The 14,450-nt window shown below is 30.9% G+C and carries 10 protein-coding genes and 1 tRNA gene; 6 read left to right on the forward strand and 5 right to left on the reverse strand.

Going from position 1 to position 14,450, the window contains the following annotated elements; all coding sequences use genetic code 11:
• The first annotated feature begins 253 nt into the window (after positions 1–253).
• Complete coding sequence (locus HN894_00150; protein ID MBT7141716.1) at positions 254–2,149, forward strand: hypothetical protein; 1,896 nt, start codon at positions 254–256, stop codon at positions 2,147–2,149.
• A 48-nt stretch (positions 2,150–2,197) separates the two neighbouring features.
• Here the strand turns inward: HN894_00150 and HN894_00155 are convergent, their stop codons facing one another.
• The gene (locus HN894_00155) at positions 2,198–3,859 is read right to left on the reverse strand and encodes a S41 family peptidase (GenBank protein ID MBT7141717.1); all 1,662 of its coding nucleotides are present in this window, start codon (positions 3,857–3,859) and stop codon (positions 2,198–2,200) included.
• 171 nt (positions 3,860–4,030) lie between these two features.
• On the opposite strand from HN894_00155, the gene HN894_00160 reads away from it, so the two are divergent.
• Genes HN894_00160 through amrB form a run of 3 tightly spaced genes read left to right on the forward strand, consistent with a single transcriptional unit; the run spans position 4,031 to position 7,217 of the window.
• Positions 4,031–5,509: an MBOAT family protein gene (locus tag HN894_00160; GenBank protein ID MBT7141718.1), complete on the forward strand. Its 1,479-nt coding sequence runs from the start codon at positions 4,031–4,033 to the stop codon at positions 5,507–5,509.
• 37 nt (positions 5,510–5,546) lie between these two features.
• Positions 5,547–6,362: a hypothetical protein gene (locus HN894_00165; GenBank protein MBT7141719.1), complete on the forward strand. Its 816-nt coding sequence runs from the start codon at positions 5,547–5,549 to the stop codon at positions 6,360–6,362.
• Between the two features lie 24 nt (positions 6,363–6,386).
• On the forward strand, positions 6,387–7,217 hold the full coding sequence (gene amrB, locus HN894_00170; GenBank protein ID MBT7141720.1) for an AmmeMemoRadiSam system protein B: 831 nt from the start codon (positions 6,387–6,389) through the stop codon (positions 7,215–7,217).
• Positions 7,218–7,245: 28 nt separating this feature from the next.
• On the opposite strand, the gene recO is transcribed toward amrB, so the two are convergent.
• Complete coding sequence (gene recO / locus HN894_00175; GenBank protein ID MBT7141721.1) at positions 7,246–7,980, reverse strand: DNA repair protein RecO; 735 nt, start codon at positions 7,978–7,980, stop codon at positions 7,246–7,248.
• Between the two features lie 327 nt (positions 7,981–8,307).
• Between recO and HN894_00180 the strand changes: the two genes are divergently transcribed.
• A complete protein-coding gene (locus HN894_00180; protein MBT7141722.1) occupies positions 8,308–9,684 on the forward strand; it encodes a tryptophanase in 1,377 nt (458 codons plus the stop codon).
• Between the two features lie 152 nt (positions 9,685–9,836).
• Here the strand turns inward: HN894_00180 and HN894_00185 are convergent.
• Positions 9,837–9,910: transfer RNA gene (locus tag HN894_00185), tRNA-Ile, on the reverse strand.
• Between the two features lie 208 nt (positions 9,911–10,118).
• Between HN894_00185 and hypA the strand changes: the two genes are divergently transcribed.
• On the forward strand, positions 10,119–10,460 hold the full coding sequence (gene hypA, locus HN894_00190; GenBank protein ID MBT7141723.1) for a hydrogenase maturation nickel metallochaperone HypA: 342 nt from the start codon (positions 10,119–10,121) through the stop codon (positions 10,458–10,460).
• A gap of 14 nt (positions 10,461–10,474) precedes the next feature.
• On the opposite strand, the gene HN894_00195 is transcribed toward hypA, so the two are convergent.
• Positions 10,475–12,178 carry a peptidase M3 gene (locus tag HN894_00195; GenBank protein MBT7141724.1) on the reverse strand — a complete coding sequence of 568 codons (1,704 nt, stop codon included), beginning with the start codon at positions 12,176–12,178 and terminating at the stop codon, positions 10,475–10,477.
• Positions 12,179–12,251: 73 nt separating this feature from the next.
• Entirely contained in the window at positions 12,252–14,381 is a 2,130-nt protein-coding gene (gene rnr, locus HN894_00200; GenBank protein ID MBT7141725.1) for a ribonuclease R, read from the reverse strand.
• Between the last annotated feature and the right edge of the window lie 69 nt (positions 14,382–14,450).

Consider the following 14,450-nt stretch of genomic DNA (forward strand, 5'->3'; position numbering starts at 1 on the left):
AGAATCATTCAAAATAAAATTCGGTAAAATTTAAAATTGAATAAAAAAATTAACTAAAACTCATCAATGTTAATATATTTGAGCATGAAAATTGTAGAAACGTTTATGAAAAAAAAGTTTATGAATTAATCAGGTTAGAAAGATTTTAATTGATTATAGAATAAAAAATAAAGAAGATTTAAAAGCAAACTCATATCTCAAAGAGGCTTTACCGAATATCTATTTACCAAAAACACAAGGCAATAGAGGTCAAATGGATGATAAGTCTATATTGTCACCGGCAAGTTTTGTTTCCACCGTCGGCGGCCTTAACGTAACCGACTTTGCTGATGGCCTGGCTCGTTTTATAGTTGAAAGAACAAAACAAGAATTAAGCATTGCCTTTTTTGAAAAATTCAAAAAAGAAATGAAAAAGTCGGAATATGACGACCTTAAAATTTTATTTCCCCAAACATATAATATTTTGAGTTTCTTGGATGAGGATATTTATCAGTTTAATGCTTACTTAAGTAGCATGAGAGAAGCATTTCAACAAGATCTGGCTAACTTATTTGTAAATTTAGAAGATGTTATTAATAGCGAAAAATATATGAGATATTTTAAAAAAAACGAAGAACTAAAGGCAATAATTCAAAGTTCTTTTTTTATTATTGACAACTTATCAAAAAATAAACATCCGGGAACTATATTTGATGAGTATTCTAAAAAGGAATATATTGATTCATTACATGAGAATATATCAGGTTCTGTTAAAACTCTTAATTTGTTTTCAAATTCATTAAAATCAAAATCAAAAGAGCATTATTGGATATCTCCTGATTCTTTGAAATTGCTTTTTGATAAAACAACTTTTAATATTTACCTTGGCCTGATATACCAACAAGCTAGCGATATTGAATTCAAAAAGACAACCCTTAGAATTATTCTTGACAAGTTGAAAAATCAGAATGATTCAATAGAACTATACAAACTATTCATAGAGGATTTTATTGATCACGCCAGCACTATTGAAGAATATCTTCACGAGATAACGAATAAAAAGAAAAGTGAGCGTACTTATAATGACTATTATAAATACTTCGATGCTACCCTTGACTTAATAGAGATAGCTGATCGTTTGAAAGAACTTCCTTATATTAACATAAAAGAATTTCCCGAATTTAATACTTATTGTTATGTCGCCAGAAGAATCGGTGATTTGTATTTAAATATAAATCAGAAAAACTACAGTTCAGCAATTGTTAATACTGTTTGTATTCTTGATACTTTATTTTCACAAAGTTTTACAAATGATATTAAAAAATACAATAAAATAAAAAGTGACATTCGAGCAAATAAAAAAACCGTAAAGAAAAATATCTCTTCTTTTGACAAAAAAAATTTGTATAAAATTACGAAAGAATCTAATGATAAAATTGACAAAAAAATTAGAAATCTTTCTGTAAAAGGAGAACCTTCTAAAGGTGAAATTAAGAAATATCATAATGAAATCATTAAAATAGTTGAAACTGAAATTAAAAAATACGAAAAATTAAATTATACAAGAGCCTTAATTTTCAAATATGGAACTTTTATAGCAAACATTGCTACGGCAGAAAATTCTCTGGAAGTACAAAATATTATTGAATCAACTGTTTTGCCTGCCGGTTCGGCAAGAATAAAAAGAGAAAGCAAATTCAATGTTTCATTAAATGCATACTGTGGATTATTTGTTGGTGGAGAAGTAATAAAAGATGTAGACAAACCTTGGACTTGTAAATATCAAAAAATAAATAGTTGGGGGGTTACAGCTCCAGTAGGATTAGCAATAAGCAAGGGTGCACTATTTAAAAAATGCAAAAACCATTCTTCCCATTCTATATTTGTTTCAATTATTGATCTGGGAGCTTTAGTCGCATTTAGGTTTACGGACACTCTCACTGAAAGTGTTCCAAATATTCAATTGAAAGATATTATATCACCGGGAATTTTTTATTCATTTGGTATTCCAAAAAGTCCTTTATCATTTAATATTGGTTATCAAATTGGACCATTATTAAGAGAAGTCAAGATGGAAGAAGGTACTTTTGGCGATAGTTATTCTAGATTTAGTATAGCATTGACTGTAGATATCCCAATTGTAAACTTTTACACTAAACCAATATATTAAACAAGCGAATTTGTTTCGCTATTAATACCAACACGGTTCAGCATAGTTCTATTTCAATATTTTATTATACTCATCATTATCACCCAACAAGCTAATTGCCTTTTTAATATCATTGTCATATTCGAAAGATTTCTGGATACGACCTTTTTGATAATAATATCTACTAACAATTTCTTCGCTTAAAATCTCAATAAGCTCATCTTTAAATATTTGAAGGTCTTTGTTTTTATCGTGCCTAATTTTTTCGTAAAGTGCATCAAATTCTTCTTTTGCCATATCAAAATATTTTTCCTGTTCGGCAATTTTTTTCAGCTTATTGAAATTATATTCGCTATTCGATTCGTAATCGAAATCTTTATCTGATATGTAATTCTTGAAATCTTCATAATCTTTGTCAGCGAAAACAAAATCTTTTGCAGATACAATAGAATCGTGTTTAAGACAATATTGTGTAGCAAAATCGAAAATATGATTTTTCAAGACAAGGCTGATACTAATATTGCTAATTGTTTTTGGCTCAGTAATAATATCTGGCATTATCCCACCGCCATCATATACTTTTCTGCCATTTTTTGTAGAAAATTGTGTTATTATAGAATCAGCAATTTTGCCTACACTTCCATCATCATTTCTGTTTGAATAATCAAGAGCCTGTATGCACCTGCCACTCGGAATGTAATATTTTGCAGTAGTAACTTTTAGTTTTGAATTGTAGCTAAGGTCTCTCGTTGCCTGAACTAATCCTTTTCCAAAAGTTCTTTGCCCAACAATTACACCCCGATCGAGATCTTGAATAGCGCCCGAAACAATTTCTGATGCCGATGCCGAACCGCTATTTACGAGAACTATAATTGGAATTTCTGAATCATAGGCTGGCATTGTAGATTTATATGTTTTGTTCCACTGCTTTACTTTTCCTTTTGTACTAACAATTTCCTGATCTTTTTCAACAAAAAGATTTGCAATTTTTACAGCTTCCATTAACAAACCACCCGGATTGCTTCTTAAATCGAGAATTATTGATTTTGCATTACGATTTTCTTTTAAATCAATCAATGCTTCTTTAACATCATTGCTGCAATTCATAGTAAACTGCGATAAACTTATATACCCAATCTCTTCGTTCAACATATCAAAATATGGAACACTTTTTATTTTAATTTCCTCTCTAATAAGAGTTTTCGTAAATTTATTTTCTTCGCCCGGACGTTCAATAAGCAAGTCAACCGGAGTATTTGGCTGCCCTTTTAGAACTTCGCTAATCTCGTCCGAGTCTTTACCCTTTATAGATTTTTTGTCAACTTCAATTATTATATCACCGGCTTTTAGTCCGGCTTTCATTGCTGGCGAATCTTCATAGGGTTCAGCAATTAATGTAAAATCACCGGAATTTCTAATTAAGGCACCAATTCCTCCATACTGACCGGTTGTCATAAATTTATAATCCTCAAGTTTCGATTCGGGAATATAAACTGTGTATGGGTCTAATGATTTTAGCATCTGGTCGATACTGGTTTTTACTAATTTGCCGGCATCGGTTTCGTCAACATAAATTAAGTTAAGTTCCCGAAATAGTGTATAATATATATCCAGATTTTTTACAATTTCAAAATCATCGTTATCGAAACTTACCAATACAAATCCTGAAAGGACCAGAACTATTGTTGCAATTCTGATTTTTGTACTCTTATAAATTTCCTTCAATCTCATAATCAAACATTTTAAATTTTCTTAAACTACAAAACTATATTTATTTTATTTGATTATATTTTTTATTCGATTTTTATAAAAATAAATGTGTAAAATTTTTTAATTTGTAAATAATCCGAAAGCTAAAATGCCACAATTTATATATTTGTAAGTTTTTTGTAAAAAGATAATATGTTATTTAATTCGATAGAATTTGCAATATTTTTGCCAATTGTTTTTGTTTTATACTGGTTTGTAACAAACAAAAACCTCAAACTCCAAAATATTCTTTTGCTGGTAGCAAGCTATGTTTTTTACGGATGGTGGGACTGGCGTTTTCTTTCCTTAGTTTTTGTAAGTTCGCTTGTCGATTACATAATTGGGATAAATATTGAAAAAACCGAAAAAAAACTAAATCGGAAAATTCTTCTTTTTGCTAGTTTGTTTGTCAACCTAGGCTTTCTAGGTTTTTTCAAATATTATAACTTTTTTGTTGATTCTTTTATTGATGCCTTTTCGTTTTTCGGAATGCAATTTCAAGCCCGAACTTTAAATATTGTGTTGCCTGTCGGAATTAGTTTCTACACATTTCAGACATTGAGTTACACATTAGATATTTATAAGCACCGCCTAAAACCTACCGAAGATATTATTGCTTTTTTTTCGTTTGTAAGTTTTTTCCCTCAACTTGTAGCCGGACCAATAGAAAGAGCATCTAACCTGCTGCCCCAATTCACGAAAAAACGAAAATTCGATTTGCTTCAAGCAAAAGATGGAATGAGACAAATTCTCTGGGGGCTTTTCAAAAAAATTGTAATTGCCGATAATGCAGCCACTTTCGTAAACGAAATTTTTGAAAAATCGGATACTATGCCCGGTAGTACGCTGTTTATTGCTGCAATACTTTTTGCATTTCAAATATATGGCGACTTTTCCGGATATTCCGATATTGCAATTGGCACAGCTCGTTTGTTTGGTTTCAAACTGATGAGAAATTTTGCTTTTCCGTATTTCTCAAAAGACATGGCGGAATTTTGGCGAACATGGCACATTTCCTTATCTACCTGGCTTCGAGATTATTTGTTCCTGCCAACAGCCTACTGGACAATGAACAAAATAAAAAATCCAAAATTCCTAAGCATAAAAGCCGAAGTTTGGGGCTATGTAGTTGGCATTTCGTTCACATGGTTTTTGGGCGGACTCTGGCATGGCGCAAAATGGACATTCGTACTGTGGGGTTGTCTGCATGGATTATATCTCGTTGTTTCGCATATTACTAAAAAATTCAGGAAAAAAACCTTACGAAAACTAAAAATTAAAAAGAAAAATCCAGTATTAGTTTTTATACAAACAATTGGTACATTTTTTCTTGTAACAATTGCATGGGTTCTTTTTAGAGCAGAGAATGTCGGTCAGGCTTTTTCAATTTTTAACACAATCTTATCAGAAAGTTTTTTTGAGACTCCAAATTTGAAAGGAAAAGTTTTACTTTCAGGCATTTTTATAATCTTTCTCGTTGTTTTTGAATACATTCAGCGAAAAAAAGAACACGCACTCGAAATTCAAAAGTGGAATTTAATTTTCCGATGGAGTTTTTATTTTTTCGTTCTTTTTATAGGTGTATTTTTTGGGAATTTTAACGAAGTCGAATTTATTTATTTCCAGTTTTAAGATGAAAATATTTCTAATTAAAATAATATTATTTTTTGTGCTCGCATTTATTATTCTTAGCACGATTGCAAATCTTGTAATTCCTTCAGGGAAACCGGCTATTTTATCGGAGCAATGGTACAATGTTTACGAACGAATAGTAAGAAGCAAAAAGAAAATAGATTCGAAAACAATTTACATAGGAGATAGTGTTGCAGATCAGATTTTTAACTTTAAAAAAACAAGAAATTCGCTGACTTGCAATGCAGCAATTCTTATGGCAGGACATTACATTCTTACTTACAATGCCATTGAAAACAATCCACAAATCGAAACCGTAGTTTTGGTAAGCGTACCGCAAGAAATAAATACAAAATTCGAAAGAAAGCAAGTTTATAATAATTTCACTTTGCCTTTTTTTACCTTTGAAAATCTGAAACATTTTGATTCCTTTCTTTATTCAAAATTTGACCAATTTCCGAGAAGTTATCTTGTGCTTCCAATGGCCAGCAAAATGCTACCGCTCTCCGATATTGATTATGCACAAGGTAAAAAACGTTCAGACCGAGATATTTTGTCGGATGTTTCAATTCATTATCTTCTAAAACTGAATGATTTATGCGTAGCAAATAATATTGAACTCAAAATAATTTCGCCTCCTGTTTCCGAAAAATTATATAAAAAAACAAATAACTGGAAAAAAATGAGAACCCAAATTAGAGAACTAAATTTGGATTATCTGTTTGTCGATTATTTTAAAAATATCAGATATTTAAGCGAAGATAAATTTAAAGATGGGCTACATTTGAAACGAAGATATCTTCAAGAGAGTTTTTTAGACAGATATAAATTTAATATGATTGAAGAAAAATAATTTTCGTTGAAATATATGCAAAATATGAAAATACGTGAATCTTATGTAGCTGGCAAATTTTATCCGGCAAAAAAAAATGCAATTATCGACCAGCTTGATAGCATCAATATGCTCGAACGAAATAATATTTTGACAGAATATTCAGAAAAATCAATAATTGGCGGCGTAGTACCCCATGCAGGATATATGTTTTCTGCCTATCAAGCTACTCATTTTTTTGAAATAATAAAAAATTCAAAGGAGCAATTCGATACTGTTTTTATAGTTAATCCGAATCACACTGGTTATGAACCTGAAATAGCTTTAGATGAAAATGACTTTTGGGAAACTCCTCTCGGAATTGTTGAAATTGATCAGGATTTTCAAGAAGATTTAAAGTTGCCAAAATCTGCAAATGCCCATAAATATGAACATTCCGGCGAAGTGATGCTTCCATTTTTGCAACATTATTTAAACTATCAATTCAAAATTCTTCCAATAACAATTTCAAATCAGAATCCTGAAAATGCAAAAAAACTTGCAGGCTTAATTTATGAGTCAAATAAAAAATTCGGAAAAAAAATTCTAATTATTGCATCATCAGATTTTTCTCATTTTGTTGAACCCGAATATGGAAAACAAATTGATAGTTTAGTAATTGACGAAATATTAAAGTTTAACTCTGAAAAAGTTTATCAGACAATTAGAAAACACAATATTTCTATCTGCGGCTATGGACCTATTATGACTTTAATTGAGTATTCGAAACTACTTCTGGAAAATCCTAAAAACAAAATTCTAAAAATTGGACATTCCGGTGAAATTACGCCATCTACTGAAGTTGTGGATTATGTTTCAATATTGTTTTATCGCTAAGTCCAGAAAAAAGAACCAAAACAAATTTTCAATCATTAAAAACTTGCTTGAAAATTTCCAGCGATTTAACTTCTTTGAAAGATGCAATATGCAAAGAATAATACTGAATTATTGTAGCCAAAAGATTGTTTCTCGTTTTATTTGAAATAACAAAATCTTCTTGCTCATTAACAGAAATATTCAACAATTTGTAAAAATCAAAACTTAAAGTTTCATTGAGAATATACAAATGAGTTGAGTTGTTTGCAACAAATTCACCGTTCATCAAATCGAAATATTTCAAAGGTTCAGAGAAATTATTATTTGGGTAAAAACCAAGATATTTGCTCAAATTAAGCAAAAATATTAAATGAAAGTTTAAAAATTTGTTTTCAAGAGTATCAAAAAGCTTTATTGAATTAAATAGGAAATCGAACAAGTTTTTATTCGGTTCTTCTTCTTTAATTGTTTTGAATAAAACCTCCGCAAGAAAAATAGCCATTGAATTTTTATATATATCGTAAGGAATTGAAGAAAATGGTGCAATATTCTTAATTTCTTTTACCATTTGTAAATTCCGGGAATCTTTAAAATAGATTTCCATATCGAGCAAAAAAAGGGGCTGAAATAGATTTGCCCGAATTTTTGCATTTTTGCCCCTCACACCCTTTATGATAAATGCTAACCTGCCGAATTTTTCAGTATATATCTGAACGATAATACTCGAACTCAGATACTTAATTTGATGTAAAACAATACCATGCGTTGAATGCAATGCCGCCATATACTTATTCAATTTTTTAACTCATTTTGCAGTAAAACTAAAAATGTTTTTTGAATGAAAAAAGAATAAAATACAATAAGATTTAATCCGGAAATAAAAATTACAAACAACGAAACATTGATTTACAAAAGCTTTTATCCAAACAAAAAAATCAAATTGCAATTTTAAAAATATTGTTACATTTGCAATAAATATAAACTATGAGAGAGATTGTAAAAGTTAAAAATAGATTTATAAATATTATTTGTCCTTGCTTCTAAATAATATTTATCATTCCCACTATTTATTTTTATTCAAATTATCATTTTACTTAAAGAAAACAAAATTATGAAATTACCATTTGCAGAATCATATAAAATCAAGATGGTTGAGTCTATCAAAAGAAGCACTAGAAATGAACGAGAGAAGTGGATAAAAGAAGCTAATTACAATTTATTCAATCTGAAAAGTGAACAGGTTTATATTGATCTTCTTACCGATTCTGGAACCGGCGCTATGAGCGATAAACAATGGTCGGCAATGATGGTAGGAGACGAAAGCTATGCCGGAGCTAGTTCCTATTATAAGTATAAAAACATTATCAAAGAGCTTCTTGGTTTCGATTTCTTTCTACCAACTCATCAAGGAAGAGCGGCAGAGAATGTTCTTTTCTCGGTGCTCCTGAAGGAAGGAAATTTAATTCCCGGCAACTCGCATTTCGACACAACAAAAGGACATATTGAATTTAGAAAAGCCGTAGCAATTGATTGTACTATCGACGAAGCTTTCGACACAGAAATAAATCATCCTTTCAAAGGAAATATTGATTTAGAAAAATTGGAAAATGTTTTGAAAAACAATCCCACAGAAAACATCCCAATCATATGCGTAACAGTAACTTGTAATTCTTCTGGAGGCCAGCCTGTTTCTATGCAAAATCTCAAAGATGTACATAGTTTAGCACAGAAATACGGAATTAAGATTTTGTTTGACTCTGCCCGTTTTGCCGAAAATGCCTATTTCATAAAAATAAGAGAAAAAGGTTATGAAAATCATACAATTAAGGAAATTGTAAAAGAAATGTTTCAGTATGCCAACTATGTTACTATGAGTAGCAAAAAAGATGGCATTGTAAATATGGGTGGTTTTATAGCATTTGATGACGAACAGGTTTTCAAAAATGCTTCACTTTTTAATATCATGTTCGAAGGCTATATTACTTACGGTGGAATGTCGGGACGCGATATGAATGCCGTAGCTCAAGGTTTAGACGAAGCTACTGAATTTGATTATCTCGAAACACGAATAAAGCAAGTTGAATATTTAGGGAATAAGCTCGACGCATTTGGGATACATTTCCAGAAACCAGTAGGTGGACATGGAATTTATGTGAACGCAAATCATTTTTTTCCAAATGTCCCTAAAGACCAATATATTGCTCAAACTATTGCGGTAGAATTGTATCTTGAAGCTGGTGTTCGTGGCGTTGAAATTGGGACACTTTTAGCCGATAGAGATCCAGTTACGCGAGAAAACAGATACCCATCAATAGAATATGTAAGGTTAGCTATTCCACGGCGTGTTTACACGAACAATCATATGGATGTAGTGGCAGTTGCTTTGAAAAACGTATTCGACAGAAGGAAAGAAATCTCAACTGGATACAAAATTGTTAAAGAAGCTGAAATTATGAGACACTTTACTATTGAACTGGAAAAGATTTAGCAGCTATAAAAATCGCTGAACAAGTATTTCTTGTCTGATTAAACAAACAACTTGGCTATTTGTGAGAGCAATGATATAGATTTATACAATCGCCAATAAAATACAGCAATAAAAAAAAGCACTACCGAAAATTTCAGTAAGTGCTTTTTTTGTGGGCCCACCTGGGCTCGAACCAGGGACCACCTGATTATGAGTCAGGTGCTCTAACCAACTGAGCTATGGGCCCAATCTTTATTCAATTACAAATTAGGGCTGCAAAGTTACATTTATTTCTAAAAAAATAAAATTATTTATTTAATTTGATTTTTTTATTTTAAAACAAGTTTCAAAATACTGCCCTCCAATGCTTTAACAATTTTTTCTAAAATAATTATTTTAGAACTTCAAAATTATTTATCAAAAAACTAATTTTGTCCTCAATAAAAAAACGAATTATGCACGAATTAACTTTAGCAATGAATGTAGTTGAAATTGCAGAGGAAGAAGTTCGCAAATCAAATGCGAAAATTGTCAACGAAATTGAAATTGAAATTGGAACTCTTTCCGGCGTGATTCCAGAAGCTATGGAGTTTGCAATGACTGAAGCCGTAAAAAATACGGTTCTACATAATTCAAAAATTACATACCGCATAATTCCTGCAAAAGCAAAATGTATGAAATGTTCTACTGAATTTGTAGTTGAAGATTTCTACAATAGTTGCCCTAAATGCAGTTCTTTTGAAAATGAAATATTGCAGGGTAGAGAGCTAAAGGTTAGATCTTTAGTAGTAAATTAGTGACACTAATTAGATTAATTCACAAACTGCTTAGAAAAATATTGTGCAGAAAGCTTCTCGCCTGTAGCTTTTTCAATCAGATCGTTCCAATAGTATTGGTTTCCGGGCTTAAAAATATTTTCGATCAAATATTCTCCAATTTTATTATTGTTGGTATAACACTGATTTCTATAATCGTCAGATTTTACTACATTTTCGACAATATAATAATGAAGCTGCGAAGCAAAAACTTCTCCTAAAAGGTAATTGTGATACGAACATGGTTGAAAGACAATATGGCTTTTAGTAACCCAATCGGGGCTATTTCGTCTTGCCGGACGTTTTAAAAGTTGGTATTTCTGAACCAAATCCCACCAAAGTTTATTTAATGCCTGATCTGGATTTTCATACATACGCTTCTCGAAATTATACATTACCTGAGCAAATCGGCTAAAAACAAATTTCTCTAAACGTAGATTATTGCAACTCGATTCTGAAATATTTTGATATTCCTCGTCAGATATTTCAACAACATCTTTTAACCAAAGTGGATGTGAAGAAAACCTACTGAATAATGTTGCTATGGCATCATTTGTAAAAAAATGTGCAGGAGTTTTTAAAACGTAGGGTAGCGTGTCTTCTATATATTTATTGTATGCTGCAAATCCAAATTCGTATAAGACAGTATTCATCCAATAGTAGTTCAATTCAACATTACATAGAACTCTAACATCTTTTCCTCGCTCAATTACTCTGCAATCAGACTGCTGAACTTTGCCTGGCTTTTCATACAAATCGCTATTTTCTACAATTTCATCTATATCTATTCCTAAACTTTTGTAAAATTTCTTGGCGAGGTAAACAATATCCTTCTTTTTGTAATATTCATCAAGGTTTATTTCGTAAATTTCAGGAGCAACCTGAAAAAATCTGTTTTGATAGTGCCATGGCATAAGGTCTTCTTTTCGCTTTTTGTACTTTTTTGCCAAATAAGAATCTATCTCATTTTTCAGTTGTGTATAAGGTCCTTTAGTTAAGATATCTAATTCTTCATATAAATCCTCAATCTCCTTTGGGTCTTGATCATTTAATATCAAAGTCATTTCAAAGAAATTTTTAAATCCTAAGTTTTTGGCAATTTTATTTCTTAGTTTAACTAATTCCACAAAATCGTCCACTACAATATCCCCAACATTTTTACTTGCAATCCAAACCTCCTTCAATTCCTCAGAATCAGTAGAAGTTTTAAGAATATCTTCAATTTGGTTAATCGTAATTTCCTGATTTCGATGACGCGGACGATAGGTTGAAAACTTCCGCTCAACATCATTATTCAACATAATTAATTCGAGCATATTCCTTTCGTCAATTTGATGCATCAAATATTTATTATAAAGAATATCTAATTGCCTTTTCAACAATTTGTCGGTAATGTGTCCCGAATCTCTAATTTTTTTAATTTTCTTAAAACTCTCTTGATTTGAATATAGATTCACTAAAAGAATTTCGAGTGTTGTTGATTTTCGGTAATCAACTTCTTTCCCGGTAATTGATGCATTAAATGATGCCAGATTATATTCTTTCTCTAATAGAATCACTTTAGCTTCATAATCAGATATAAAATCTTTTAATTCTTGATTAGTGTTTTCAATTTCGCGTTGAGTACAGGAAAAAAGAAGTAGAGAAACTAAAATTAGAATAGTGTTTGAAATGGCAGAATGTAAAATTAATTTTTTCATGACTATATATTTTAATTATTCAACATTTTCAAAGTTAATGCTAATAAATCATATTGTCAATATTTTGTTAAAATTATTTTAAAACAAAATCAATTTGTTTCTTAATTATGTCTGCTCTTACAATTTCAATTTTAACATTGTCGCCAAGTTGGTATTTTTTTTTGTGATATTGCCCTACGATGCAATAATTTGCTTCGTCGAAAATATAAAAATCATCTTCTAAATTTCTGATGGAAACCATTCCTTCTATTTTATTTTCAAGCAGTTCAACATAAATCCCCCAAGGCGAAACTCCAGAAATAATCCCATAAAATTGCTCACCAATTTTGTCTTGAATAAACTCAATCATTTTATATTTGATTGAAGCTCTTTCTGCATTTGCGGCACTTTGTTCCATTTCCGAACAATGATTACACTTATCTTCGTAGGTTTTTGAAGATAAAGACCTGCCATTTTCTAAATAATGTTTAAGCATTCTGTGTACCATAATATCAGGATACCTTCTAATTGGTGATGTAAAATGCGTATAGAATGGAAATGCAAGTCCGTAGTGTCCAATGTTTTGGGTAGAATATTTAGCTTTTGCCATTGTTCGAATTGCAATGGTTTCAATTAAATTTTGCTCCTTTTTTCCTTCAAGCTGTTTGAACAGATTGTTTAGCGAAGACGAAATATTATTTGCGGAATTTGTTTTCAAGCCATAGCCAAATTTTTTCAGGAATTTCGAAAAATTGCTTATTTTATCAGGGTCGGGCAAATCATGAATTCTATATACAAATGTTTTTGGTTTTTTGCCAGTATCAACTTTTGAAATTATCTCTGCAACCCTTTTGTTGGCAAGCAACATGAACTCTTCGATTAAGCTATGTGTATCTTCATTTTCGCAAAATGAAATTGAAATTGGAAAAGATTTTTCGTCTAATTCAAATTTCACTTCTGTTCTATCAAAAGAAATTGAATTGTTATTGAAACGATTTTTTCTTAATATTTTAGACAATCCATCAAATATTTTCAATTCATTACAAAAAACGCCTTTGTCATTGTCTATAATTTGTTGAGCTTCAGCATAATTAAATCTCCTATCCGAATTAATTATTGTATTTCCGAACCATTGCTTTTTGATATTTGCCGAACTATCCATTTCAAAAACTGCCGAAAAACAAAGCTTTTCTTCATTTGGCCGAAGCGAACAAATTTTGTTTGAAAGTTTTTCGGGAAGCATCGGAATAACTCTATCGACAAGATAAACTGAAGTTGCACGATTAAATGCCTCTTTGTCTAAAACAGATCCTTGTGATACATAGTGAGTTACATCAGCTATATGTACTCCAATTTCATAGTTTCCGTTTTCGAGTTCTTCAATAGAAAGGGCATCGTCAAAATCTTTAGCATCAATAGGGTCAATGGTAAAAGTAGGAATATTTCTAAAATCCCGACGGCTCGCAATTTCACTTTCGCTAATTTTTTCGGGAATAGAATTTGCAATTTTTTCAACATTCTCAGGATATCTATAAGGTAAATCGAATTCGGCAAGAATAGCATGAATTTCTACTTCATTGTCGCCAGCATTTCCTAAAAGTTCCACAATTTTTCCAAGTGGATTTTTGGCTCCCACCTCCCATTCAATTATTTCTGCTATAGCTTTTTGTCCGTTTTTTGCATTATTCAAAAGTTTCAGCGGAACAAAAATGTCGAATGGCATAAATTTGCTATCAGGTATCAAAAAAGCAAAATTTTGTGAAATTTCAACAGTCCCAACGAAATTGGTTTTGTTTCTTTTTATAATTTCAACTACCTCTGCCTCGTGTTGGGTTTTTTTTCGTTGTGCAAACAAATAGACTTTTACAAGGTCTTTGTGCAGAGCATTGTTCAAATTCGCCACTGACACAAAAATTTCTTCTTTTATTTCATTTGAATGTATAGTAGCCCTACCTTTTGCAGACATATTCACGGTTCCTACAAAATATCCTTCTCTCACCTTATTTCTATACTTGCCGCGATAAACTTCTTCGAGTCTGCCACTTTCCTTCAATTCAGAAAGCACAGCCATTATCATTTGCTTTTGAGATAAATCCCTAATATTTAGCTTGTTTGCAATTTGTTTGTAGTTAAAAGTTTTTGAAGGACCATTTCTAAAAATAGCAACTATCTTGTTCTTTAAATATATTTTTGTTATACTTTTTGTTTTTTTTTTCTTCGACATATTTGTCATTTATTGTTATTGAATTACAGCTTTTTGTTAAGAAAAACTGAAATGATATTTTCTACTACT

Source organism: Bacteroidota bacterium (assembly GCA_018692315.1).
Taxonomy (GTDB): domain Bacteria; phylum Bacteroidota; class Bacteroidia; order Bacteroidales; family JABHKC01; genus JABHKC01.

Coding starts and splice junctions, on each gene's coding strand:
- HN894_00150 (MBT7141716.1), top strand. CDS start 254: ATGGATGATAAGTCTATATTGTCACCGGCAAGTTTTGTTTCCACCGTC.
- HN894_00155 (MBT7141717.1), bottom strand. CDS start 3,859: ATGAGATTGAAGGAAATTTATAAGAGTACAAAAATCAGAATTGCAACA.
- HN894_00160 (MBT7141718.1), top strand. CDS start 4,031: ATGTTATTTAATTCGATAGAATTTGCAATATTTTTGCCAATTGTTTTT.
- amrB (MBT7141720.1), top strand. CDS start 6,387: ATGAAAATACGTGAATCTTATGTAGCTGGCAAATTTTATCCGGCAAAA.
- recO (MBT7141721.1), bottom strand. CDS start 7,980: ATGGCGGCATTGCATTCAACGCATGGTATTGTTTTACATCAAATTAAG.
- HN894_00180 (MBT7141722.1), top strand. CDS start 8,308: ATGAAATTACCATTTGCAGAATCATATAAAATCAAGATGGTTGAGTCT.
- hypA (MBT7141723.1), top strand. CDS start 10,119: ATGCACGAATTAACTTTAGCAATGAATGTAGTTGAAATTGCAGAGGAA.
- HN894_00195 (MBT7141724.1), bottom strand. CDS start 12,178: ATGAAAAAATTAATTTTACATTCTGCCATTTCAAACACTATTCTAATT.
- rnr (MBT7141725.1), bottom strand. CDS start 14,381: ATGTCGAAGAAAAAAAAAACAAAAAGTATAACAAAAATATATTTAAAG.